The following is a 23,478-nucleotide window of genomic DNA, read 5'->3' as shown; positions in this document are numbered from 1 at the left end:
CCACATTCCCAAAATCTTAACAATCCTGTGGTTCACCGCTAGCATACAGAATAGGCATGGATTTCAAGACTGGAAATTGGGTCTAGATGCTGGTTAAAATGCTTTACATCATTGGTATCCCTAAAACGCTGCGCCTACCTTGGCACAAGACCAATGGGAGGGGGCGATCTACCTCCTGATCTATTATTTTATCTTATATGTTCTAGAGGTGTTAGTCTTTCCAACCCCAAGGTGCTGCAGGAGTATCCACCGCATTGGTAGTGTCAAAACGCACGGTAAAAACTCTTCCCGAGCCAATTCGTCTCAGATTGTAGGTAAAGGAATTATCATCTATGGTAACCCACCAAACATTAGTTGAGGCATAAGGGATCAAATTACATGTCTCTTGATCGGCAGGGAATACCTGAATAGTTGATAATCCGGAATTGGTGGAGGTGCCCCCATATTGGGTTATTTTGTCCGGACTTCCATCTTCATGTCGATGGTCGTGCTTCAGTGTGAGGATATTGTCCTTTGAGGTCAGAACCCAAGTTCTTGATTTATCTTCTCCAACAAAGAAAGGAATTCGAATTCGGTTTTCTTCACAACTTTTTACATGCATGATCAATTTTTTACCCGCAAAAGAATCGTCTGCTGAAGCTCCTGCAGTTATTTCCCCTTCAAAAGATTGACCGCAATATGACCTTAATTTTTCCCAAAATTGTTGGGACCCCAGTTCTGATTGGGAAAAAGCAAACTGAAACGCAAACAATAGAATATAAAAGAATGTTTTTTTCATCATGATAAAGATGTTGGTAAAAGTTAGTTATTCCTTGTTTTTAGGTTTTTGGGTAATCATCATTCCAACTTTTGATGCCTTTAAATACTGCTGACGAATTCCAAAAACACCTTTTTATGGAGTTCCATGTCCATATCAGGGGAACAGGATACTCGGGCAATATAATCCTTATCGCCCTCTTTGGTCGTTCCTTGGGTAGAAGTTGCGGGGATTGTCCAGTAACATCCGTGCAACTGACCGTAACTCACGCAATACTTGCTTTCATGGGGTATCTCTGTGATCATCATATTGATCAATTTTAAGTTCAACGCCCTTTTGTAGGTTTCCCGCTCCTCATCCGTAGCACCCTTGGTAGGAAGATCCAAAGAAAATACAGAGGGAGTAAAGCCCTGTTGTGCCAGTGCTTCCGAGACGAAATTGATCTTGGCTCCCGGCAGGGTCTCCTGAATAAAGGTTACAAACTCACGGGTATTGTTATAGGCATCCTTGATTCTCTGGTTCATGGACGGCAGCTGCTTGGCCAATATTCCAAACTGGTGGGCCGTAGCCTCGTTATCGCAAAGTTCCAGATGCAAGGCTATCTTATTCATCAAGCCTTCGGCTTTATTGTTGGCCACTACATAGCCGGCCGTACATTGTCCTCCACTGGGGAATTTGGATCCGCTTGCATAGGAGATGGCCCTAACGGTAGAGAGTATTTCACCTTCCCCCAAAAATTGATAATTGGGGCAAAAAGTTTGATCCAAAATAAAGACCGGATCAATGGCTGCCTCACCCTTGGCTGTTTTGCGTGCTGTGCTTAAGACCGACTTTAGTTTCTGAAGATCGGGGACTTCAACCCTTGGATTTGTAGGGATTTCCGCGATGATATAGGGGACAGCATCATCGTTTGCTATTTTGGCCAGTACTGCATCAATACTACGGACCATATCATTGTCACCATCTACATGTAAGTCCACGATGTCCACATGGTCCATACAAGCGGCAACCCGTCTTGCCTGATCATTGGTACCCCCATAGCAATTGGGGGGCACAATAAATTTTATGGCCTTCCCCTTATGGTGTTCTTGGGCATGGTGAACCAGTCCCATCATAATGGCATATTGGATGGATAACCCACTGGAAGCTACCAAGGGCTTTGCCGTGGTACCCGTAATCTCCTTGATGGAATCCAAGACCGAGGTTTTATGGGCTCCGTTAACATGGCTTTCGAGAGAGGGGAGGCCTACGAGCGACTTTAATGCTATAAGGGAATTGATGGGGGTCATGGCAATGGTCTCCCTTCTTCGTACATGCTGGATCGACCCGATATAATCTTGGTTCTGCTTCCCGTTCACCAATAAAACACTCCCCAAGTTCTGTTGCACTTGGATGAAGAAATCAACCGCACTGTCCGTGGGAAGGGTAAGGGCAGCTTTGTTCAGTTCCTCGTGTTGTGAAATCAAGATAGTGCTCCCGTCATATGTGGAAATGTCCAAATGGCCATCCACCTGCTTTAGCTCGAAGGTATAACCGTACACGCTTCTCAAAAGATCGGCATCAAAAGATTCGGGCAATGCTCCCGTATGCAGGATTCGGGTCTTTTTGTGGTCCAATAGGTTTTTTCTCAAAACCGCCAGGATCGGCATGGTCTTAGAGGAAAAACTGATGACATTTTCCGGGTTCAGGTTGTTGAGGTTGGCTATGGCCCATTCCAAAATAGAGGACAGCGGATGCCCCAATCTGATGTAGTCGTATGCCGTAGGCAATTCACTTAGTGCCGATGTATCGGCATTATGGGTTTTATATAAGTTTTGGAACTGGTCCAAGAACTGGGTCTTGGCCAGGCTTTCATCATAAATATCCAAACGGTGGGTGGTAAGTCCAACCCATTCATTCGGCATTTGTTCCAATACTTCCTTGATATACTCCAGCATGTTATTGTCTTGCATTATTTTCACTTTTTGGACAGGTCGCTAACTTACAATTATTAGATGTATTTGAAGAATGTTATAGGACGATTTATTGCTTGTAATAACCGTTGTTGCCTGCAGATTTATTCAAAAACTAGTTGTGTTGCCCAATGGGTATGGAAGAAATGTAGTGTAAAACCTAAAAGGTAAGTTTTGTCCTAAAATTTACATGCACGGACGAATCAGGGATAAATCAAATCAAAAAAACGCATGCTCCTATACCGCGTTTCTATGATTACTTATGAGATTAGTTATATTATCATTTGAGCAACTACCACATCATTAATTTTGTAAATTTAAGGCACTTCTAGAAAGAATGGTAAGATGCTTTTGAACCGCAAGGATTACGTAGGAATTTTGTGCGAAAGGTAAAATGGAATTTATCCTGGAACAATATTTCACCTGGGAGAGGGGCTTTTTCAATTTAGGAGGTAGTGGTTAGAGCACAAATTGACGACAGGCGATTGATTACGAAATAGAAAAGGTAGCTTGTTGAGAGCACATTATACAGTGTAATGAAATTGTACAGAAAAAATTTTAAGTATGAAATGGCAAGGTAAACGTCAAAGTTCAAATATGGATGATAGAAGAGGTCGGTCTGGTTCTGGTAGGGGCCTAGGCGGATTTAACCCAATGGTATTGGGTTCTTTGGTTAAGCTTCTTTTTTCCAAAACCGGTTTAATTATTGTTGGGGTGTTTTTGTTATTCTCCTTTATTACAGGAACTAACCCATTAAACTTCTTGGGAAATCTGATTCCAGGGGGTGATAAACAGGCCTTGTCCACAGAATCCTATCAAGGTACTGCCGAGGAAAATATGCAGGCCGAATTCAGTGCCACTATTTTGGCCAGTACTGAAGATGTGTGGAATAAACTATTGGATAACTACAAAGAACCCACCTTAGTGCTTTTTACAGATTATGTCTCTTCTGCCTGTGGTTCTGCCTCTAGTGCTACGGGGCCCTTCTACTGTCCCGGAGACCAAAAATTATATCTGGATCTCAGTTTTTTTGAGGATATGGAACGCAAAATGAATGCTCCTGGCGACTTTGCACAGGCCTATGTCATTGCCCATGAGGTGGGACATCACGTTCAAAAACTAATGGGTACAATGGATGAGGTGAATCGTTTGAGGGGGCAATTGAGCGAAACGGAATTCAATAAGATTTCGGTGCGATTGGAATTACAGGCCGACTTCTACGCCGGGGTATGGGCATATCATTCGCAACGTATGACACAAATGATGGAGAGCGGTGATTTGGAAGAGGCACTTAATGCCGCCAATGCTATTGGTGATGATAGGTTACAGAAACAATCTACCGGAAGGGTGGTACCCGATTCCTTTACCCACGGTACATCAGAACAACGAATCAGATGGTTTAGAAAGGGGTTTGAAACTGGGGATATATCTCAAGGAAATACTTTTAATGCAAAATTTCTTTGATAAAGAACCAATCGCTCAGCAACCACCTTTCAATTCAGAGTAGGGACTATCATGATCCTAGTTACCCGGTTGTATGTTTTATATTAACTGCAATTGTTTTTAATCTTTTCCAGTGCCATTGGAAATGTCTTGGTCATAAAGTCGAGATGCTCCTCCAAGACATCAATATCAACGGTAAGGGTACAGTGATCTTTTCCTTCGGTAAGGGTGTACATTTCTGTGGTTCCCGACCATTTTTTGGTTTCATCATCCAAGGGCTGTTCTTTTCCATGCTCCACTTTTCCAATATGTTTGAATTTCATGATGGTATTGGGAATGTGCTTTTCTATGATGCTGTAGATGCCACTTTGGTCTGGAGCTAGGAATTTCACCGTACTCCCTTCTTTCCAATGATCGGTAATGGCATAGGAACCATCGAAAAAAACGCTGGCCCAAGCGCGATAGGAGCTTTCATCCCATAGGGCGTTCCATATTTCGGATTTCTCCGCCTTGATATCTATTGAAAAATGTAATCGGTGTACTTTCATAATTGGAAGGGAAGGAGGGAGGCAACGAATTTGTTGGGGCTCCTTTTTTTATTTGATTGATTGTTCATAGGTTAAAATTCAATGGTATCCGGATGTAGACCGGAGCGGCCAAGATCTTCTAATTGGTTGATGGAGGCAATGTCGGATGCTGAGATTTCAAAATCAAAAATATCGAAGTTTTCCCTAATCCGATGAGGTGTTGAAGATTTTGGTAATGGTAGTACATCGTTCTGCAAAGCCCACCGGATACATAATTGTGCCACAGTTTTATGATACTTTTGGGCAATCTCCTGCAGCATTTTATGGTCCAACACCTTACCTCTTCCAAGCGGACTCCACCCTTGGACCAAAATGTTGTGGTCTGCACAAAACTGCACACAATTCTGCTGCATACATCCCGGATGGTATTCTATCTGGTTGACCGCAGGGGAAACCTTTGCCTTTGCCAACAGGGGCTCAAGATGGTGTTCCAAAAAATTACTGACTCCAATGGCCCTGATCTTTCCTTCGGTGTACAATTTCTCCATGGCCCTCCAAGTATCTGAATTGATCTGCTGCCAATTGTCAAATTGATGGGCAGCGGCAGGCCAATGGATAAGATATAGGTCAAGATAATCCAGTTGTAGATCTTTTAAGGACTTTTCAAAAGCCTTCAAGGTGCTTTCATAGCCACGTTCTGTATTCCATACCTTGCTGGTTACAAAAAGTTCCTTACGTTCTATGCCACATGCCTTGATACCCATGCCCACGCCTTTTTCATTGGCATAAATGGCTGCGGTATCTATATGCCTGTACCCATTTTGTACAGCAGTTTTTATGGCATTTAGGGCCGCATCCCCATCAGGGGTCTGCCAGGTACCAAAACCTACGGATGGGATTTTGACATTATTGTTCAGTGTAAAATATGGTTCCATAATCTATATGTTTCGTCTACGAGTCCTTGTTCTCAATGGGCAGGAGCGTGTCGCTCGTACTATTCTTGGTTGATGCTAGTACCCTATTGCAGCTCCGTCCGGACTTGAAGAATCTGAGGCTCCAATCATAATCTTGTTGTCAGCATCGATTTGTATTCCCATGAGCTCGCCCAATCCATCTATGGGTACCATCATATGGCCCATTTTTTCCAGTGCTTTTGCGGTATCTGGAGAAAGGAGGCCTTTCTCATAGAGGATACCATCTGGAAACCATTGGTGATGAATCTTCATGGCCTCAATGGCTTTATCTACCGGCATGTTATAGGCCAAAACATTCAATACGGTCTGAAAAACGGTATTGATAATAGTCCTTCCTCCGGGGCTCCCAACAATAAGAAAGGGTTTGCCATCTTTGGCCACGATAGTAGGTGTCATGCTGGAGAGCATTCTTTTTTCAGGTTGTATAAGGTTAGGGTCTGTGCCTATCAGTCCAGAAGTAGTCGTATACCCCGGCTTTGGGTTAAAGTCGCCCATCTCATTGTTAAAGATAAACCCCAGTTTGGTTGAACCCATCCCAGAACCATAACTATGTTCCAAGGTATAGGTCAATGACACGGCATTGCCGGAAGCATCGGCCACAGAAAAATGTGTAGTGCTGCTCCCGTCATATAGCTGTCCAAATTTGGTTGAGTCGCTCACAGAGGCTCTGGACATATCAATATTCTCAAATCGCTTTTTGGCAAATTCTTTGGACGTCAGCTTGGCAATTGGCGTATTCACATTAAAATCTGTATCACCCAAATATTCTGCCCTATCGGCAAAAGCCCTGCGCATCACCTCGGCTACCAGATGGACATAGGCGGTAGAGTTAAAAGGAATGCTATCCAGTACGGCCAATTCCATAAGGTTCATCATTTCAATAAGGGCTACCCCTCCCGAGCTGGGCGGGGGCATGGAGTAAATATCATAATCTTTGAAGGCCCCTTTGATGGGCTTTCTTTCCACGGCTGTATACCGATTAAGGTCTTCCATGGAGATGATACCTTCATTTTCTTTCATAAAGCGTACAATCTCTTTGGCGACATCACCTTTGTAGAACCCGTCATGGCCATGATCCCTAATGGCCGTTAGGGTGTGGGCCAATTCGGGCTGTTTCCATAATTCCCCAAATTGGATCAGCTCTCCATTGTCCTTTTTGAAATAGTCTTTCAGAAATACTATGGGTGAATTGCTGTCAAAAAAAGTGGCAGCTTGAAATAAGCTCCAGGTGAGCGGAAAGCCATTTTCTGCAATATCGATGGCCGGCTGTACCAAATCTTCCCATGGCAAGGTGCCATATTTTTGATGCGCCATATAAAGTCCTGCCACGGTTCCAGGCACCCCGACCGATTTTGCCCCGATATGATTGGTGGTAGATTCCTCCCCGTACAAGTTCTTTCCCTGTGTAAGGTTGCCGGTTTTATCCAGAAACATCTTTGGGGATGCCTTTAGAGGAGCTTTTTCCCGAAAGTCGATGGTGGTAGCTGTTCCGGTGGAATCCATAAAAACCAAAAATCCACCGCCACCGATATTTCCTGCAGCCGGATGTGTCACGGCCAAGGCAAAGGCCGTGGCCACAGAGGCATCTATGGCATTCCCTCCTTTTTTTAGGATATCGATCCCTACTTCGGAAGCTATTTTACTGCTAGAACTGACCATGCCATTACGGGCATAGGTCTGACAAAATGAATCGTTGGTCTGCAGTAAAAGGAAAAAGAGGGCGCTAACCAATAGTGTGGTGTTTTTCATATGGATTGTTTATAACGATCAGCATTATAATTCGGAGCGTTTTAAAAGTACGAAAAGTTTTGACTTGTATAATAGGTGCAAAGAGATGGATTAATCGGTTTAGCCACAGTTTTTTTCTTAAATGATAAAATGTTTCAGTCATCATTTCAATTCTATAAATATTGGATTAAGATCAGAACCAATGTTTTGAAAGCGTTCACATATTTTTTATTTGAACTCTTTGGTTACAAAAACGTGGTCCAAAGGCCATCTCATAAATATATTCTTTGCACTATAACTATTAACGAATCATCTGCTGGCGCGAGCGTCTCGCTCGTGCCCTCATGTCCTTCTCTCAAAGCTAACGCGAGCGTCTCGCTCGTGCACTATCGTTTATTTCAAAATTTTTTGTTTCGTTTGTGGTTTCAGAGAAATCCCAAGTCAATACCGTCATTGTCAATTTTCAATATGGTATCGTCATCCACATAATTTCTGGCACTGCTATACTTCCATGCTATAGGGTCCGTAACAAAACCTTGTTCAACAGGATTATAGTGGATGTACTCTATTTTCTGTTTTATAACCTGATTGCTCCACAGTTCTATAGGTTTGTTGTGATGCTGCCAAAACTGTCTTTTTGAAACATTACTTTTCATTTTTCCTGCCCTTTCCATCATCCACAACAGCCATTCCTTTCTACTCTCTTGAGGATTTTCTTCAATTGCTTTTATCAACTTTTTTGCGGTAAAGCCTTTAAAATCCCTTAAAAGGCCAGATGGATCTCCATTCGTTGATCTAAAGATTAAATGTACATGACTGGGCATTAAACAATATGCGAACACCTTCATACCCTTTTCATTTCTGCAATGTGCAATGGCCCGTTCCAATATCGAAAAATAAGGTTGCCGTGTAAATACATCAATCCAGTACACAGTTGCAAAGCTTACAAAGTAAGCTGCGGTAGGGTTATGGAATTTGTATTTTCGGCTCAATTTGTTATTTGAATATTTTCTTTCTCAACTGTTGCGGTTACGAGCACGAGCGTGACGCTCGCGCTAGCGGGGAAAATGAAATTTTTTTCTTCATTGGCATGAAACTCTTTTGATTTTTTTATTTCCTTTTTTGTTCCACATTGAATTCAATATGGAACCTTAGTAAATAAGTCTTTAGACTTTCCATCCCTATTTCTTGCCTTCTTTGGTCCACATATTCAGGTTCAAATAATTGATATAATTCCCCATTATTGATCTGGCTACCGTAGACCTGTGGTTTTCCTTCGTACATCAAGGCCCTGTCCTTCATTAGCGCAATAACGCTCCATTTTATGTCACCCTTCGTTGCGGACTTTTCAAGTTGAGGTAAATATTTGCTCTGATATTTTGCCGGTGCATGTTGGAGTACGGCCCATATGGCGGCCATTTGTACATCATCTACTTCTGCTAAGGTAGGCATGCCACATTTTTCCAAAAAACTGACAATAATTTCTAAATTCTCATGGTCAATTTTTGGGTCAATCTGGCTTTTGCCACGCCTCATTTCCTGGTCCCTGTCAAAAACGCGCTGTAGCAAATTTACCTTGTTATTGCAGTCGATATTTACCGTTTTTACTTCTGGTCCCTCGTTCAATTTTTGGTTTAATCTATGAATCAATTTTTCGTCTTCACCAGTTTTTTCTCTGATAACAATCTGTACTATTTCGTTTTTTTTGTTGACATAGAAGTCTCCAAAATATGCTTTGCTTTTTTCTAAAGTTCTCAAGGAGTCAACGCTGATGATATCACCATCTTCAGTAAGTATACTAATTTCCGAGAGTTCTGGTATTTCCTGATTTACCATTCTATCTATCAGATCTTTTTCTGTGATCTTTTGAAGTTGACGCTCTTGGCAACCAACCAAAATGAAAAGTAAAACGGGTAAAAGGATTCGGCTCATTTATTAATCATTTGTTCTAATAAAAAAATTCTTCTGGCACGAGCTTAAAGCCCGACCTAGCATCACTAAGTTTTAATACCCTTTTTCATCCATCTTGTTCATGAACTGTTCACCGATTTTCATGCCCCATTGCTGGCCTACCTCCATGGATTCTTGCATAATCATGGGCGTGCTTTTGGCATATTTCTGTCCAACTGGGGTCTGGTAGAACTGGATCAATCCCTTGAGGTCTTCAAGGGTCAGATATTTTAGATATACTGGGACCAACTCTTTGGTCAGGTCATTGATGGAGGTCTGGGAGAATTCTTTTTCAAGCTCATTCCAGATTTCAGCCTCTACATCGGAGTACTGTTCCCTGAACATGCCAAACATCTGTTTAATGGCGGCCTGGTAGGATTCTTCTGTTCCGGATACCTGGAACATCTTTTGAAGGGTTTTGCTGTATTCCTGATCTGCCTGTGCATATGTGGATAGGCTACAAAAAAATACAAATGATAGTATGGTAAATACTTTGGTCATGGTTTTAGATTTAGTAGTTTTTGTTAATACACTTGTTAATTGTTTTCACGAGCATGACGCGCGCACTCGCGCGGGCAAGAAGTCTTAGTATTGCAAATTAATCAGTCGAATATTTCACAAGAATACTTTTTTCATAAATGCCTGGATTGAATGTAAACGATGTAGATGACCCACCGTATGATCGGGAATAAGCGAAATTTTCAATAAAGCTGGAAATTAAGCTGAATTCCGACTTTGATTCCGATATTTGAACGATTTCACCAACTTTCATATTGCTCAATTCAGCTATTAGTTCAGCCTTTTCCTTGGATTTCTTTATTAATTTGGAATACATTTCTTTAATCATGGGTTCCTTGTCCTCATACGTAATATCCGTCATGTAAAAATTTATGTCCTCCTTTTTCATTCTGGTTTTAAATTCTTCTTTTTGAACAGAATCTTTTATTCTTACAATGTAATTCCTTTTGTCTGTAGGTTCTAGAGTAACGTTGACTTCTGGATTTCCGCTTAATCTAAATTGGTATCCCCATTTTTCTAAAAGAGAAACAATTTTTTCTTCTGACTGTCTAATCTTGTCAGAAAATTCTTTTTTAGAGTTAGGATTATCATAGTCATATTCAAATTTAAGTCCACTAGAGACTTGGTATTCATATGATATTGGTTTTAGAGATATGGTATCTTTGACCATAACTTCTATAAATCTATCTTGAGCTGAAATATTGTAGATGCCACATATAATAAGAGTCAAGATAAGTGCTAAATTATTTTTCATGTATGTTTGGTTTTATGGCGGTTATGATATTTAAATTTTATTTCAGCTTGTTAGTTAATCATTTCGATTCATAATGTTGAAGGCACGAGCGTGACGCTCGCGCTAGCGGAGGGAGGGACATTATTTACTCAAAGCTTTTAAAATACGCTCCTCGTTAATAACAATATCGCGGAACAACACATGTGGGAATTCTTGGTATTTTGAGGTCTTAAATCCTTCATATATTTTAGATAGAGTAGGAGCAGTCAATAGGGATAAATTCATTTCCGTGTCCATTTCACAATCATAGATAAAATCATCGCTGAATTCGGGTGCAACCAGTAGTATTTTAACAATCCTCAAATTATTTTTGAGAGCTACATTTTGATAGGATTTCAGTTGGCGTGAAACAGTACTAAATTTATTATAGCCCCTTTCCTTGGCTGTTTTGCATTCTACTATGATGATTTCATCATTACCTAAATTTAAAAGAATATCCATCATATCCTTTTGGGTGTTCAGCTGATTCTTAAATTGATCATCAACATTAAATGCTAGGCTTTTGAAAATGATTTTTGTAAGTTCTTCAAATTTCAAACCTACTTCACTTTCTTTAATAGAAATTCCATTTTCTTTTAATAAGTTGAGATTGCGATAAGCTACATTTTCATAATTCTCCAGATAAAGATTTTCAACGTCTTTATAATGTTCAAGGATATTCAAAATATCATCACCTCGTTGTTTAATACCATTGTCCTTTATGAATTTGGACAAATCTTGCTTGGTAAGAGGGTCTAAAATATCACGTGGTTTTATATTGTAATCAAGAAGGAAACTTCCATTCAAAACAAATTCATCTTGGAGCTCAAATTGTTCCTTTAGTTCTTTGTTTATTTTAGGAAGAGAAAGGTTGAGTTCTGTGAGCAACTTATCAAAACCATCCAATGAGATGCCAACTTTTTCATCCTTTTCGACATTATCAAAATGTTCAATGAGACTATTGATTTTATCCTCTAAAGTACTTCCTTTTAAATTTTGAATGTTAAGTCCTTTTTCGCAAAGGTCATTTAAGGCTTTTTTCTTTTCAGTAAGTGTGATACCCTCTTTATGGATGTCATTTGAAAGCAAGCCATTGAAATCAATTCCTTCCTTAATTATTTCTTCGATTTTTTGGGCATGGCTTAATTTACGGTCAATGTTGTGATTCTTGGCAATTTGATTGATTATGGGTTCTCTCAACAATTTTAGAGTTCTTCGATAAAACTTTTCGGCAACTTCTTTCTCTCGTACTTTTCTTAATAACCTTACCATTTCATCAGCGACGTAAATGGTATTTTCTTTTTTGGAAAAGAATACAACCCCAAGATTTTTTAGATTATTGATTACACCCTGTATATCAACTTTTTTAATTGGAAGTATGGAATAGTTTATCAGTTTGACTTCCTCTTGCGATAATCCTAGTTGCTTGGAAAGTGTAAGAATTATCGATAATTCATCTGATGTTATTTTGGCATCCCTATTGTTGGCAATATCATTGGTGTAGGCGGTAGATAAACAAGATTTATAGATGCGGTAATCTCTTTTTCTTAATTCACTCAATTCAGATTTTTCGGACTCTAATTCCGTATTCAGATTTTTAATTTTGGCTTTTAAGTTTTTAATTTCTTTATCATATAATCTGGAAAACCAATCTTGCTTCATGATACAGTTTCCATCCCGAATGATGATGTCGATCAAGATATCCAATTGAGAATTGGCTTCTTGGAACTCACATTTAATATGTTCTGTAAATTCACTGGAAATCAAATTAAAGATATTTGAGACATTTTGGTTGTCAACAGATTTAAGGCCCTTGTCTGAGGAACTTAGAATCTTTTCAATTTCCTTGGCATTTTTTGGATTTTTAGAAATGATGTTGTCAATTATTTTTATGAAGGAGTTCTTCTCTAAGGAACCCAGTTTATCTAGTATCTTTTCTAATTTCATAGATTTAAATATTGTGTTTGGTGGCTTCTATTATAGTTTCTTGAATTATTTCACAATGAATTATAACCATTGTTGGATTTCGTTTTTTTTTAATTAGATTCTAGAAATAGTTAAAAAGAGTAATTACTATGAATATGTAAGCAAAAAATATACTGGCAATTTTAAGATAATAAAACCCATATAATACCCTATTTCTCCATTCGGGGGATTTTACATCTGCTGTTTTAGCAACTCCGACTTTTTCTTTACTCTTGTAAAATGCAATCCAAATAATACCTCCAATTAGGTATTGGAGAAAGTCTAATATTAAAGAGATTGTTATTAGAATCAATGGGAATAGCAATTGGAAATCACTTAATTTTAATTCTGGAAATGTCGTTTTTACTACCCATATTATTCCAATACCAGCAAAATTGAGATTTCGAGCAATCTCGCTAGCTTTTTCAGTATAATTATGGGATTTCTGTTTATATTCTTTTAATTCCATTATTTATTTTTCATTGGTCCAGTATCATCCGTATCCATTAAGGCTGCACCAGGTTTAAATTTAACAACATGTTTAGCTGAGATTTTGATGGTTTCTCCAGTTTTTGGATTTCGGCCAGTTCTCGCGACTCTCTTACTTACTGACCATGAACCAAACCCTACCAATGCAACTCGTTCACCTTCTTTTAGGGACTTTTCAATATTACCCAAAAATGATTCTAAGGCTCTTTTAGCCTCTGCTTTGGTAATTCCAGCGTCTTCAGCCATTGCAGCAATTAAATCAGATTTATTCATGTTTTATTGGATATTTTTATAATTGTAATGTTTAGAAATCTTCACTATATGAACACTATCGTGTAAGTAGAGTGAGCTGATCTACTTTAAATGTTTTGATTTTCTTTTAGAATATTAATTTTACAATGACATCACTGTAGATCATATTCTGTGCCTAAATCTACATTATTTTTTAAGAAAATAGTCTCTTTCTTGCCTATTTTTATCATTGCAATCCCATACCTAAATATTACTTGGGTTGTCGTATCTTTGCGCCATGGTAAAAAATGAAGTTTTAGCACTGGTAGACAAAGGGGAAATGCTCCCTTTAATGGAGGAATTCTATACCATCCAAGGGGAAGGGTTCCACAAGGGCACCGCCGCCTATTTTATTAGGGTAGGGGGTTGCGATGTGGGCTGCCATTGGTGCGATGTAAAGGAAAGCTGGAATGCAGAAACGCATCCGCCAACGCATATCTCTGCCATAGTGGAGAATGCCGCCAAATACTCCGATACCATTGTAGTGACCGGGGGAGAGCCCCTGACGTGGGACATGAACCCCCTCACCAGCGCCCTAAAGGACAAAAACCTGCAGGTGCACATTGAGACTTCCGGCGCCTACCCGCTTACCGGACATTGGGACTGGATCTGCCTGTCTCCAAAAAAGAACAAACTGCCCGAAGGGATCATCTATGACAAGGCCCATGAGCTGAAAATGATCATCTTTAACAAGCACGATTTTATTTTTGCGGAAGAACAGGCGGCCAAAGTAAACGGCAACTGTATCCTATACCTACAGCCAGAATGGAGCGTACGCGATAAAATGGTACCCCTGATCGTGGACTATGTGATGAAAAACCCCAAATGGAAGGTCTCCCTACAGACACACAAATATTTGAATATCCCTTAGGATAAAGATACATCAATAGAAAAAGCTCCTTCTGAAACATCAAAAGGAGCTTTTTATTTTATCGATCCACCATCAATTACCTACCACCATTGGCCTGTAGGTCGCGCATGCATTCCGCATCCAATTCCGGTACGGCACCGTTCTTGGCCACCAACATCTTGCGCATCCCAGAACCAAACTCCAAGGTGGCATTCATCAGACAGCCGTCAATAGCACAGTGGTTGTCATCTTCCAACTGTCCCTGCTCATTTTCTGATTGGGATTCGTGGGGGTTTACCATAGCGGTTCCCAGATCCACCAGTCCGAACAGATGTCCAAACTCGTGGTGCATGGTAGCAGTCTCGGCCGTGGCCAGAGAGATCAGCACACTGCTATTGGCCAGTTTGCGAACGGTACTCTCATAGATCACCATGGAAGTATTGCGGTATACCGCACCCAAGGTACCTGAATTGCTGTTGGCGCTATCAGAATCTGCTGGGGCATCGGCAAAATAGATGTATACGGCAATGGTATCGTCCGTATTGTAGGCCGTCCGGTTCTCCTTTTCCTCATCGGCAATTTCCTGAAGGGTCAAGGACGATTTTCCGGTAGATTCCAATTGCTTGTAGATCACCTGAACATCTTGCTTAAAGGTTATTTCCTTCAAAAACTCGATCACATCGGCCTCGGTACGGGCCGTAGGCCTAAAGCCTTCCACATAACCGATCTCGATCAATAATTTGGTATAGGTATTGTTGGACAATAGGTCATTGGCAGAATCCCCGGTACCCTGTAGGTTGGGGGTCTTGTTCACCTCTACCGTTTCTTCCGTACCGCCATCGGCGGAATCTTTGGAACAACTATATAGGGTAATAAAGGCTATAAGTATCAGGAATGCATATTTCAATTTCATGGGAACATTTTGCTTTAATTCTTAATTCACTATCCTTACTTACGATAACGAAACCAAAAAGGTTCTATTGTGGCGCTAGGGTTAGCTTAGCTAAATAGTCGTAATGTTCGCCCTCACTTACAAGTTCACAGCTAAAATTTGATGCCTGTGCCGCCCGTTGCAAGGTATTGTAGTCGATATACAGCCAATGGAAGGCGGCCGTTTTTTCCTTTTTGTACTCCATGATAAAAGTGACCTCCCCGTAGTAATTTCCGGTATCGGGCAACCAATAGCCACCATCCTCGTCCTCCTCGAACATATAGATGATATCACTGGAATCCAACAACAGCTGTCCGCCCGGTTTCAACAGGGTCTTGACATGGGTAAAGAATTTATCCAGTTGGTCCAGCTTGCCCACGATTCCTATGCCGTTCATGAGCATCAAGAGCGTATCAAACTGTTGTCCCTTAAAATCGTAAAGGTCTGTCTGCACCACTTTTTTGATGCCCCGCAATTTGCAGGCTTCCACAGCTCCGGGAGATTCGTCCAAAGCGGTCACATCCATTCCCTTTTCCTGAAGGTAGAGGCTATGGCTCCCGGCTCCGCAACCGATATCGAGCACACTGCCCTTGCACCGTTTTAGGGCCTGTTGTTCCAACGCGGGCATGGCCTTGTACTTGCGAAAGAGATAGGGTACGGGAATAATGTCTTCCTCATCCAAAGAGGAGTAGGTCTTGATATCCTCCGTATACTGGCCCGCCTGGTAATCCAGAATGGCATTCCCAAATATGTCCTTCTCCATTTTAATTTGTATTTTCCATGCAAATGTGGGACTTTTAGCCCACTTTAAAAAGTTTATTGCCCCATGGACGATGTATTAGGCAACCTCCCAAAATTAGCAAAGGAAAAGCACAATGAAAACAAGAAGTTCTTTGCCAAATTAAAGCAGAAGCCGCCCAAAGATCTGGATTATGTGATGCAGGAGCTGCACGAAAAGGAGTTTCAGCGTACCGATTGCCTTACCTGCGCCAATTGCTGTAAGACCACGGGTCCCTTGTTCACTACCCCCGATGTGGAGCGGATTGCCAAACACCTGCGTCTGAAGCCACAGAAATTTATAGAGACCTACCTGCGTATCGATGAGGACAAGGACTATGTGCTGCAGAGCGTGCCCTGTACGTTTTTGGATGCCGAGAACTACTGCATGATCTACGATGTGCGCCCCAAAGCATGTCGGGAGTTTCCGCATACAGACCGCAAGAAATTCCAACAGATCAGTAACCTCACCCTAAAAAATGTTGCTATCTGCCCCGCAGCCTTCAATATTGTGGAGGAGATGAAAAGGAGGGTCAAATTAAAATAACACCTTGCCTGCCCCCATTTGAAATATGGGGCAGGTTGTTTATATTGCAGCTATGGAAAGCATCATTAGCTATTTTGAGACCATCCCATCATCCCACCGGAGTATTATCTTGGTATCGGGGATCGCCTTCTTTTGGTTGTTGGAATACGCGGTGCCCCTGTTCCGATTCGATTATAAGAAGTTCAAACACGGGGGACTCAATATCTTTTTTACCCTCACCACCATTATCGTCAATTTTGCCCTGGCCTTTGTGCTGTTGAAGACCAGCGATTGGACGGTGGCGAACAATTTTGGGATCCTCCATTGGTTGGACGGCATGCCCTTATGGGGAAAGATCCTGTTGGGGGTAATGCTGCTCGATTTTATTGGCGCTTGGTTTGCCCATTGGGTACAGCACAAAATCAAAGTGCTCTGGGGCTTCCATCTAATCCACCATACCGACCAGGAAGTGGATGCCACCACGGCCAATAGGCACCATCCGGGGGAGAGCGTCATCCGTTTTCTGTTCACCTGTTTTGGGGTGTTGTTGGTAGGGGCGCCCATAGGCATTATTATGTTGTACCAGTCCCTATCGGTGGTATTTTCACAGTTCAACCATGCCAATATTACCCTCCCAAAAAAGGTAGACGATCTATTGAGTTATATCATTGTTTCCCCGGATATGCACAAGGTGCACCACCATTATGTGCTGCCGTACACGGATTCCAATTACGGGAACATTTTTTCCATTTGGGACCGGCTCCTGGGCACCTTTACCAAACTCTCCAAGGAAGATCTGGTCTATGGCGTGGATACCCACCCCAATGCGGAACACAATAACCATATTGGCAAACTGTTGGGGATTCCCTTTAAGAAAAAGCCCTCAAGTACCGTGGAAGCTACCGCGGTAAAAACGGAGCAGTAAGCCTTTCTACTCGTACATCAAATAGTTGATCCTGATTTTCCGGAAGCTTTCCAGATCGGCCTGCCATGTTTTTTTAATGGCCTCCTCAGTGAGTCCGTCCTCTATCTGCTTTTGCAGTTTTGCCGTCCCCGAATGTTTGGTAAAAGAATCGGTGAGGAAGAATTTGCTCTTGTCCGTACTGTTCTTGTAGGCATCTATCAGCCAAGCGAGGGTGACCCGTTGCAGTTTGGGGGCATTGGACAGGTCCTTGCCATAGCAGGTCTTGCCCTCCTCCTTGGGGGATTTGGAACCAAAATTGGGCTTGGGCACATAGCTGAAATCATAGGCCGAAGCTTTTAGGAATGAAGCCCCATAACGCTGGAACTGGAATTCGGTTCCCCGTCCAGCATTCACATTGGTGCCTTCAAAAAGTCCAAGGCTGGGGTAAAGGTTGATACTCTTGTCATTGGGCAGATTGGGCGAAGGCCGAATGGGCAGGTGGTACTCGGTATTATGGGTATAGTTTTTTAAGGGGACTACGGTAATATCCGCTTTGCGTCCGTCTTCCAGCCACCCTTCTTTATTGATCATATGGGCGTATTCGCCTATGGTCATCCCATAGACCAAAGGAATGGTGGTCATTCCTAAAAAGCTGGTATGCTCGGCTTCCATGGTGGGGCCGTCCACATAACTGCCATTGGGATTGGGGCGGTCCAGAACAATGACCGGGATATTGTTTTTGGCACAGGCTTCCATCACCAATTGTAGGGTAGCGATATAGGTGTAGAAACGTACCCCCACATCCTGAATATCAAAGAGGACCACATCCAAACCTTGCAGCTGCTCGTCCGAGGGTTTTTTGTTTTTGCCATATAGGGAAATCAGGGGCAGGCCCGTTTTGGTATCTATACCGTCCTTGACGGCCTCTCCGGCGTCGGCCTCCCCACGGAAACCGTGTTCGGGGGCGAAGACCTTTTTTACACTGATGTCCAGAGACAAAAGGGAATCTACCAAATGGGTATACCCTTCCTTTTTGAAGATGACACTGGTCTGGTTGGCCACTACGGCCACCTTCTTGCCACGGAGCAGGGGCAGGTATGCTGCAGTGCGGTTGGCAGCCACCATAACGGGTTCCTGTACCGGTAGCGGTACTTCATTGATTACAGTGTCCGTTATATTTTTGTTGGAATTGATTTTGTTTCCGCAGGAAGAAAGTATCAAAAACCACAATAAAAATGTACTTTTGAAAATGGATAAAAACCCCATAGATTGAATTTAGAATTTTTTATTGCCAAGCGACTCATCAAGGGCAAAGAGCATAAAAGTAGTATTTCCGCACCAATTATAAAAATAGCGATTGTGGCTATTGCATTGGGGGTAATCATGATGCTCATCGCCATTGCCACGGGGGTTGGACTAAAGCATAAGATCAGGGAAAAAGTAGCCGCTTTCAATGGCCATATCCAAATTTACAACTACGATAACAATGCTTCCGATGTATCGGTCGTTCCCGTGTCCCTGGAACAGGAATTCTATCCGGAATTTAAGGATGTGGATGGTATCAACCACATACAGGCGGTGGCCAGCAAAGGGGGGATCATCAGGACCGAGGATACCTTTGAGGGCATCATTGCCAAAGGGGTAGGCAAGGACTATCAGTGGGGGGCCTTCCGGGATTATCTGGTATCGGGCACCCTGCCCAATTATACGGGCGACCTCAATGATGAGGTGCTCATCTCACAGATCCTGGCCAGTAGGTTGGAGCTCCATACGGGAGATACCTTTTTTACCTTCTTCCTAAAAGACGACGATCCCAACCAAATCCCGAACCAACGAAAATTTAAGATCACGGGGATCTACGACAGTGGTTTTGAAGAGTTCGATAGCAACTATATTTTTACGGACCTTCGCCATATCCAACGGATGAACAAATGGGAGAACAACCAAGCGGGTAATTTTGAGGTTTTCCTTAACAGCTTTGACGATATAGACCAAAAAACCAAAGAAATCTACGGAAAAACGGTCTCCAATTTGGATACCCAGAATATCAAGAACAAATACTATAAGATTTTCGAATGGATAGGGCTCTTCGATTTTAATATCGCTCTGATCATCGGGATCATGGTCATCGTAGGGGGTATCAATATGATTACCGCCCTTTTGGTGCTCATTCTGGAGCGTACCCAAATGATAGGGATCTTAAAGGCGTTGGGATCCAACAACTGGAGCATCAGAAAAGTGTTTTTGTACAATGCTACCTACCTGATTGTCATTGGCCTTTTTTGGGGCAACCTCTTGGGGTTGGGACTGCTATTGGCACAGGAGAAGTTCAGAATGTTCAAATTTCCCAATCCACAGGAATATTATATCGATTATATCCCGGTTCATATTGATGTGGTCACCGTGCTGGTCCTCAACCTTGGGGTATTGGTCCTTTGCCTTTTGATGCTCTTGATCCCGTCCTACATCATTACCAAAATATCTCCGGTGAAGTCCATTAAGTTCGAATAGGTTTGGGCGCCAAAGGAAGGGTAGGGCAAAACCATAATCCACTTTTTCTTTTTAGTAAAATTGGCCGGTCTGCTTGATTATCAACGGACTAGCCACACGCTATTTCCAAGAAAAGAGAAGTAGGGAAAAATTATCACAAACATGGGCAAAATTGTATCTTTGCGGCAACTATGGAATACGCAGAAAACATCTTGGGAACCATTGGGAACACCCCATTGGTAAAATTGAACAGATTAACGGCAGAATTACCATGTTTGGTACTGGCCAAATATGAAACCTTTAACCCCGGTAACTCTGTCAAGGACCGTATGGCCCTACAGATGATCACCGATGCCGAGGAGGCGGGGATCCTAAAACCGGGAGGCACCATCATAGAAGGGACCTCAGGAAATACCGGAATGGGATTGGCCCTAGCTGCCGTGGTAAAAGGGTATAAGATGATCTGCGTGATCAGTGACAAACAATCCAAGGAAAAGGTAGATATCCTAAAGGCCATGGGCAGTGAGGTCCATGTATGTCCTACGGATGTTGAGCCCGAGGATCCAAGGAGTTATTATTCCACCGCCAAGAGATTGGCCACCGAGATTCCCAATTCTTGGTATGTAAACCAGTACGACAATCCTTCCAACTGCAAGGCGCACTTTTTGAGTACCGGCCCTGAAATTTGGGAACAGACCGATGGGAAAGTGACTCATTTTGTGGTAGGTGTGGGTACCGGGGGAACCATTTCCGGGGTTGGATCCTATTTGAAAATGAAAAACCCGAACGTTAAGGTTTGGGGAATTGATACCTATGGCTCCGTATTTAAAAAATACCACGAGACCGGAATCTTTGATAAGAACGAAATATACCCGTATATCACCGAAGGGATCGGGGAGGACATCTTGCCCAAGAATGTCAATTTTGGCGTCATAGACGGGTTTACCAAGGTGACCGATAAGGATGCCGCTATCTATACTGCCCGCTTGGCCAAAGAAGAGGCCATGTTCTTGGGGAATTCTGCCGGGGCTGCTGTAAAAGGACTCTTGCAACTCAAAGAACATTTCACCAAGGACGATGTGGTGGTGGTACTCTTCCACGACCACGGTAGTAGATATGTGGGTAAAATGTTCAATGAGGATTGGATGCGAGAAAAAGGTTTTATAGATTAGTAGGGTATTAACCCTAACAACCTTTCCCATGAAATTAAAATACGTTTTAAGCTTTCTGCTATGTACCCTTAGCGGCACGGCAGTACTTGCCCAAAAACTTTCCAAAACAGAGCAAAAAATTGTCAAGAGCATCAAGGCCAACAATGCCGATGCCCTAGGCTTTTTGGAAAAGGTAGTGAATATCAATAGCGGTACCCTCAATGCCAAAGGGGTAAAGGAAGTAGGCATGGTCTTTAAGGACGCCTTTGATCAGATCAATTTTAAGACCAATTGGATAGAAATGCCCCAAGAGATGAACAGGGGTGGGCACTTGTTTGCCGAAACATCTGGCAATAAGGGAAAAAAATTATTGCTTATCGGGCATTTGGATACGGTTTTTGAAGAGGACAGTCCGTTCCAGACCTTTGAAATGGTCAACGACAGTATGGCCCATGCCCCGGGTGGTAACGATATGAAAGGTGGGGATGTTATCGTATTGTATGCCCTTAAGGCCCTTCATGATAACGGTCTACTAAAAAATGCACAGATCATCGTGGCCTTTACGGGGGATGAGGAGAGTACAGGAAAGCCTTTGGAAATCAGTAGAAAAGATCTGATAGATGCAGCTAAGCGCAGTGATATCGCCCTGAATTTTGAAACCTCCACAGGTTTTAACTATGCCACGGTGGCGAGAAGGGGATCTTCCGGATGGAAGGTGGAAACGACAGGGAAGAGGGCTCATTCTTCAGGGATCTTCAACGAGAATACAGGGGCGGGAGCCATTTTTGAAATGTCGCGCATCCTTAATGAATTTTATAACGAGGTAAAGGGAGAGGAGTTCCTGACCTTCAACCCCGGTAACCTGTTGGGAGGTACCTTTGTGACCTATGATGATATGACCAGTAAGGGCACCGCCTTTGGCAAGACAAATGTGGTGGCACAAACGGCCGTGGTGCATGGGGGATTGCGTTTTATCTCCGAGGAGCAAAAGGAGAGCGCCCGGGAGAAAATGAGGGCCATTGTCGCGAACAATTTGCCACAGACCTCGGCAACCATCAGTTTTACGGACAGCTATCCGGCCATGGGCCCAACTCCCGGCAACGAAAGGTTGTTGAAAGAACTGAGCCAAGTGAGTCAAGATCTGGGCTATGGGGAGGTTTTGGGCTACGACCCCGGAAAAAGAGGGGCTGCCGATATCTCCTTTGTGGCGGAATATGTGGATTGTTTGGACGGACTGGGAACCATGGGCAGTGGGGCACATACCCCACAGGAGACCGTAAACCTCAATACCTTTGAGGACCTTACCAAACGTACCGCCATTTTTATATATAGACTTATCAATCAATAAACGATGGAAAAATTAACTTCTGACCGTTCCAAGGTGCAGGTAGATGCTGGGGAACTGGTAAGTTTCAAGGTAGGACGCCATGAGTATATCCACCAAAAGGGCAATCCCGGTTGGCGCAATGCGGATACGGAAATGTTTCCCATAATCGGACCCACCAATGAGGCCGATTTTATGGTAGAAACCCCTAAGGGGATGGCGGTGCAGGACCAGCATGGGCTATTGCGGGAACTGGCCTATGAGCTGGTATCCCAATCCGATACCCAAGTGGTTTATCAAAAAAAATACAATGCGGGTACGGAGATCAAAAATTCAAAATTCCCTGAAAAATCGAGTGCCGCTTTTTTGACCTGGCCCTATGATTTTGGTTTTGAAAAGAAGTACGAACTGCTTAATGATACCCTGGAAATTACTTTTACCATTGTTGGGGAAGAAGGGATGCCCTATATGTTGGGCTACCATCCCGCTTTTTATCTCCATACCAATGGGCCCATCATTGATACCGGAACAAAAAAGATAACCCTGGAGGAAGTACTGGCCGTGGGCAGTAGGGCCTTGGAAGTGAAGGACAGCGATTCCATTACTTTAAAGGATAAAAAAGAACTTACCATCAAGAGCGAGGGCTTTGGCAACTTTATGTTATGGACTGAGGTACCCAATATGGTCTGTATAGAACCCATTACCTTCTATCCCTACGAAGTGACACAGCAACGATTGTCAACCGGATTCCAATTGTTGGGCAAGGACCCCAAAGTGTGTTCCGTGACCCTAATCCCAGCGTCATAAGCCGTATGAAATTAGTCCGTTCCCAAGAGGTAGCTGAGGTAGGGGTAAGCCATGACGCATCCGTTAAAAAGAAGGTGCTTTTGGAAAAAGGAACCGTCCCGCAACTGATGAATTTCAGTTCGGCGGTTTTTGCACCGGGGCAGGCTGTAGAAACCCATAATCACCCCACCATGTACGAGGTTTTCTATATCCTGAAGGGAAGGGCAGAATTTGTTGTGAACCAGGAAAAGGTGGTTTTGGGCGTTGGGGACTGTATCACCATTGAACCAGGAGAATGGCACTCCCAAAGCAACCCCTATGGGGAGCATGTGGAATGGGTATATTTTGGGATTGCCACGGATTGATCATTAA

General features: G+C 42.6%; 24 protein-coding genes. 9 read left to right on the top strand and 15 right to left on the bottom strand.

The annotated features are described in order from the left end of the window. Nucleotides 1-211: 211 nt before the first annotated feature. Nucleotides 212-781: a hypothetical protein gene (locus WAA86_RS09185; RefSeq protein ID WP_337300708.1), complete on the bottom strand. Its 570-nt coding sequence runs from the start codon at nucleotides 779-781 to the stop codon at nucleotides 212-214. Nucleotides 782-858: 77 nt separating this feature from the next. After that, nucleotides 859-2,709: a PLP-dependent transferase gene (locus tag WAA86_RS09180; protein ID WP_337300707.1), complete on the bottom strand. Its 1,851-nt coding sequence runs from the start codon at nucleotides 2,707-2,709 to the stop codon at nucleotides 859-861. Nucleotides 2,710-3,273: 564 nt separating this feature from the next. Here WAA86_RS09180 and ypfJ point away from each other — a divergent pair. Then, nucleotides 3,274-4,173: a KPN_02809 family neutral zinc metallopeptidase gene (ypfJ, locus tag WAA86_RS09175; RefSeq protein ID WP_337300706.1), complete on the top strand. Its 900-nt coding sequence runs from the start codon at nucleotides 3,274-3,276 to the stop codon at nucleotides 4,171-4,173. Nucleotides 4,174-4,256: 83 nt separating this feature from the next. Here ypfJ and WAA86_RS09170 read toward each other — a convergent pair whose 3' ends face one another. From WAA86_RS09170 to WAA86_RS09125, 10 genes are all read right to left on the bottom strand, one after another. Further along, nucleotides 4,257-4,700 (bottom strand): hypothetical protein, encoded by a 444-nt coding sequence (locus tag WAA86_RS09170; RefSeq protein ID WP_337300705.1) that lies wholly within the window; start codon nucleotides 4,698-4,700, stop codon nucleotides 4,257-4,259. A 71-nt stretch (nucleotides 4,701-4,771) separates the two neighbouring features. Then, nucleotides 4,772-5,614 carry an aldo/keto reductase gene (locus WAA86_RS09165; RefSeq protein WP_337300704.1) on the bottom strand — a complete coding sequence of 281 codons (843 nt, stop codon included), beginning with the start codon at nucleotides 5,612-5,614 and terminating at the stop codon, nucleotides 4,772-4,774. A 75-nt stretch (nucleotides 5,615-5,689) separates the two neighbouring features. After that, nucleotides 5,690-7,402 carry a gamma-glutamyltransferase gene (gene ggt / locus WAA86_RS09160; RefSeq protein WP_337300703.1) on the bottom strand — a complete coding sequence of 571 codons (1,713 nt, stop codon included), beginning with the start codon at nucleotides 7,400-7,402 and terminating at the stop codon, nucleotides 5,690-5,692. Nucleotides 7,403-7,806: 404 nt separating this feature from the next. Then, the gene (locus WAA86_RS09155; protein WP_337300702.1) at nucleotides 7,807-8,373 is read right to left on the bottom strand and encodes an REP-associated tyrosine transposase; all 567 of its coding nucleotides are present in this window, start codon (nucleotides 8,371-8,373) and stop codon (nucleotides 7,807-7,809) included. Between the two features lie 118 nt (nucleotides 8,374-8,491). After that, the gene (locus WAA86_RS09150; protein WP_337300701.1) at nucleotides 8,492-9,313 is read right to left on the bottom strand and encodes a DUF6624 domain-containing protein; all 822 of its coding nucleotides are present in this window, start codon (nucleotides 9,311-9,313) and stop codon (nucleotides 8,492-8,494) included. A gap of 72 nt (nucleotides 9,314-9,385) precedes the next feature. Beyond that, complete coding sequence (locus WAA86_RS09145; RefSeq protein ID WP_337300700.1) at nucleotides 9,386-9,832, bottom strand: DUF2059 domain-containing protein; 447 nt, start codon at nucleotides 9,830-9,832, stop codon at nucleotides 9,386-9,388. A 97-nt stretch (nucleotides 9,833-9,929) separates the two neighbouring features. Next, on the bottom strand, nucleotides 9,930-10,604 hold the full coding sequence (locus WAA86_RS09140) for an SIMPL domain-containing protein (RefSeq protein ID WP_337300699.1): 675 nt from the start codon (nucleotides 10,602-10,604) through the stop codon (nucleotides 9,930-9,932). A gap of 120 nt (nucleotides 10,605-10,724) precedes the next feature. Further along, nucleotides 10,725-12,569: a hypothetical protein gene (locus WAA86_RS09135; RefSeq protein WP_337300698.1), complete on the bottom strand. Its 1,845-nt coding sequence runs from the start codon at nucleotides 12,567-12,569 to the stop codon at nucleotides 10,725-10,727. 100 nt (nucleotides 12,570-12,669) lie between these two features. Beyond that, a complete protein-coding gene (locus WAA86_RS09130; protein ID WP_337300697.1) occupies nucleotides 12,670-13,056 on the bottom strand; it encodes a hypothetical protein in 387 nt (128 codons plus the stop codon). Further along, on the bottom strand, nucleotides 13,056-13,349 hold the full coding sequence (locus WAA86_RS09125) for an HU family DNA-binding protein (RefSeq protein WP_337300696.1): 294 nt from the start codon (nucleotides 13,347-13,349) through the stop codon (nucleotides 13,056-13,058). Before WAA86_RS09125 ends, WAA86_RS09130 begins: the two co-directional genes overlap by 1 nt. 256 nt (nucleotides 13,350-13,605) lie before the next feature. Between WAA86_RS09125 and WAA86_RS09120 the strand changes: the two genes are divergently transcribed. Further along, nucleotides 13,606-14,238 (top strand): 7-carboxy-7-deazaguanine synthase QueE, encoded by a 633-nt coding sequence (locus tag WAA86_RS09120; protein ID WP_337300842.1) that lies wholly within the window; start codon nucleotides 13,606-13,608, stop codon nucleotides 14,236-14,238. Between the two features lie 76 nt (nucleotides 14,239-14,314). Here WAA86_RS09120 and WAA86_RS09115 read toward each other — a convergent pair whose 3' ends face one another. Together WAA86_RS09115 and WAA86_RS09110 are read right to left on the bottom strand one after the other, a co-directional pair. Next, on the bottom strand, nucleotides 14,315-15,130 hold the full coding sequence (locus tag WAA86_RS09115; RefSeq protein ID WP_337300695.1) for a hypothetical protein: 816 nt from the start codon (nucleotides 15,128-15,130) through the stop codon (nucleotides 14,315-14,317). Between the two features lie 64 nt (nucleotides 15,131-15,194). Further along, on the bottom strand, nucleotides 15,195-15,911 hold the full coding sequence (locus WAA86_RS09110; protein ID WP_337300694.1) for a class I SAM-dependent methyltransferase: 717 nt from the start codon (nucleotides 15,909-15,911) through the stop codon (nucleotides 15,195-15,197). A gap of 63 nt (nucleotides 15,912-15,974) precedes the next feature. Here WAA86_RS09110 and WAA86_RS09105 point away from each other — a divergent pair, with 63 nt between their 5' ends. After that, nucleotides 15,975-16,472 carry a YkgJ family cysteine cluster protein gene (locus WAA86_RS09105; protein WP_337300693.1) on the top strand — a complete coding sequence of 166 codons (498 nt, stop codon included), beginning with the start codon at nucleotides 15,975-15,977 and terminating at the stop codon, nucleotides 16,470-16,472. A 52-nt stretch (nucleotides 16,473-16,524) separates the two neighbouring features. Then, complete coding sequence (locus WAA86_RS09100) at nucleotides 16,525-17,376, top strand: sterol desaturase family protein (protein WP_337300692.1); 852 nt, start codon at nucleotides 16,525-16,527, stop codon at nucleotides 17,374-17,376. 6 nt (nucleotides 17,377-17,382) lie between these two features. Here WAA86_RS09100 and WAA86_RS09095 read toward each other — a convergent pair whose 3' ends face one another. Then, nucleotides 17,383-18,621: an exo-beta-N-acetylmuramidase NamZ family protein gene (locus tag WAA86_RS09095; RefSeq protein ID WP_337300691.1), complete on the bottom strand. Its 1,239-nt coding sequence runs from the start codon at nucleotides 18,619-18,621 to the stop codon at nucleotides 17,383-17,385. 3 nt (nucleotides 18,622-18,624) lie between these two features. On the opposite strand from WAA86_RS09095, the gene WAA86_RS09090 reads away from it, so the two are divergent. The 5 genes from WAA86_RS09090 to WAA86_RS09070 all read left to right on the top strand — a co-directional run bounded on the left by WAA86_RS09090 (nucleotide 18,625) and on the right by WAA86_RS09070 (nucleotide 23,471). After that, nucleotides 18,625-19,866 (top strand): ABC transporter permease, encoded by a 1,242-nt coding sequence (locus WAA86_RS09090; protein ID WP_337300690.1) that lies wholly within the window; start codon nucleotides 18,625-18,627, stop codon nucleotides 19,864-19,866. A 170-nt stretch (nucleotides 19,867-20,036) separates the two neighbouring features. Beyond that, nucleotides 20,037-21,017, top strand: coding sequence for a PLP-dependent cysteine synthase family protein (locus WAA86_RS09085; protein WP_337300689.1), 981 nt, complete (start codon nucleotides 20,037-20,039; stop codon nucleotides 21,015-21,017). A 28-nt stretch (nucleotides 21,018-21,045) separates the two neighbouring features. Continuing rightward, entirely contained in the window at nucleotides 21,046-22,344 is a 1,299-nt protein-coding gene (locus WAA86_RS09080; RefSeq protein WP_337300688.1) for a M20/M25/M40 family metallo-hydrolase, read from the top strand. Between the two features lie 3 nt (nucleotides 22,345-22,347). Continuing rightward, nucleotides 22,348-23,127, top strand: coding sequence for an aldose epimerase family protein (locus WAA86_RS09075; RefSeq protein WP_337300687.1), 780 nt, complete (start codon nucleotides 22,348-22,350; stop codon nucleotides 23,125-23,127). Between the two features lie 5 nt (nucleotides 23,128-23,132). Beyond that, nucleotides 23,133-23,471 (top strand): cupin domain-containing protein, encoded by a 339-nt coding sequence (locus WAA86_RS09070; protein ID WP_337300686.1) that lies wholly within the window; start codon nucleotides 23,133-23,135, stop codon nucleotides 23,469-23,471. The last annotated feature ends 7 nt before the right edge of the window (nucleotides 23,472-23,478 follow it).

Source organism: Sediminicola sp. 1XM1-17, from assembly GCF_037203765.1.
Lineage (GTDB): Bacteria > Bacteroidota > Bacteroidia > Flavobacteriales > Flavobacteriaceae > Sediminicola.
Note: the sequence above shows the minus strand (reverse complement) of the source record. Positions and strands in the feature narration are given on the sequence as shown.

Excerpts from the sequence above, each read along its gene's own strand:
- WAA86_RS09185 (WP_337300708.1), bottom strand. The coding sequence starts at position 781 with ATGATGAAAAAAACATTCTTTTATATTCTATTGTTTGCGTTTCAGTTT.
- WAA86_RS09075 (WP_337300687.1), top strand. The coding sequence starts at position 22,348 with ATGGAAAAATTAACTTCTGACCGTTCCAAGGTGCAGGTAGATGCTGGG.
- WAA86_RS09125 (WP_337300696.1), bottom strand. The coding sequence starts at position 13,349 with ATGAATAAATCTGATTTAATTGCTGCAATGGCTGAAGACGCTGGAATT.
- WAA86_RS09070 (WP_337300686.1), top strand. The coding sequence starts at position 23,133 with ATGAAATTAGTCCGTTCCCAAGAGGTAGCTGAGGTAGGGGTAAGCCAT.
- WAA86_RS09130 (WP_337300697.1), bottom strand. The coding sequence starts at position 13,056 with ATGGAATTAAAAGAATATAAACAGAAATCCCATAATTATACTGAAAAA.
- WAA86_RS09115 (WP_337300695.1), bottom strand. The coding sequence starts at position 15,130 with ATGAAATTGAAATATGCATTCCTGATACTTATAGCCTTTATTACCCTA.
- WAA86_RS09145 (WP_337300700.1), bottom strand. The coding sequence starts at position 9,832 with ATGACCAAAGTATTTACCATACTATCATTTGTATTTTTTTGTAGCCTA.
- WAA86_RS09120 (WP_337300842.1), top strand. The coding sequence starts at position 13,606 with ATGGTAAAAAATGAAGTTTTAGCACTGGTAGACAAAGGGGAAATGCTC.
- ggt (WP_337300703.1), bottom strand. The coding sequence starts at position 7,402 with ATGAAAAACACCACACTATTGGTTAGCGCCCTCTTTTTCCTTTTACTG.
- WAA86_RS09080 (WP_337300688.1), top strand. The coding sequence starts at position 21,046 with ATGAAATTAAAATACGTTTTAAGCTTTCTGCTATGTACCCTTAGCGGC.
- WAA86_RS09085 (WP_337300689.1), top strand. The coding sequence starts at position 20,037 with ATGGAATACGCAGAAAACATCTTGGGAACCATTGGGAACACCCCATTG.
- WAA86_RS09095 (WP_337300691.1), bottom strand. The coding sequence starts at position 18,621 with ATGGGGTTTTTATCCATTTTCAAAAGTACATTTTTATTGTGGTTTTTG.
- WAA86_RS09105 (WP_337300693.1), top strand. The coding sequence starts at position 15,975 with ATGGACGATGTATTAGGCAACCTCCCAAAATTAGCAAAGGAAAAGCAC.
- ypfJ (WP_337300706.1), top strand. The coding sequence starts at position 3,274 with ATGAAATGGCAAGGTAAACGTCAAAGTTCAAATATGGATGATAGAAGA.
- WAA86_RS09180 (WP_337300707.1), bottom strand. The coding sequence starts at position 2,709 with ATGCAAGACAATAACATGCTGGAGTATATCAAGGAAGTATTGGAACAA.
- WAA86_RS09100 (WP_337300692.1), top strand. The coding sequence starts at position 16,525 with ATGGAAAGCATCATTAGCTATTTTGAGACCATCCCATCATCCCACCGG.
- WAA86_RS09150 (WP_337300701.1), bottom strand. The coding sequence starts at position 9,313 with ATGAGCCGAATCCTTTTACCCGTTTTACTTTTCATTTTGGTTGGTTGC.
- WAA86_RS09140 (WP_337300699.1), bottom strand. The coding sequence starts at position 10,604 with ATGAAAAATAATTTAGCACTTATCTTGACTCTTATTATATGTGGCATC.
- WAA86_RS09165 (WP_337300704.1), bottom strand. The coding sequence starts at position 5,614 with ATGGAACCATATTTTACACTGAACAATAATGTCAAAATCCCATCCGTA.
- WAA86_RS09110 (WP_337300694.1), bottom strand. The coding sequence starts at position 15,911 with ATGGAGAAGGACATATTTGGGAATGCCATTCTGGATTACCAGGCGGGC.
- WAA86_RS09135 (WP_337300698.1), bottom strand. The coding sequence starts at position 12,569 with ATGAAATTAGAAAAGATACTAGATAAACTGGGTTCCTTAGAGAAGAAC.
- WAA86_RS09170 (WP_337300705.1), bottom strand. The coding sequence starts at position 4,700 with ATGAAAGTACACCGATTACATTTTTCAATAGATATCAAGGCGGAGAAA.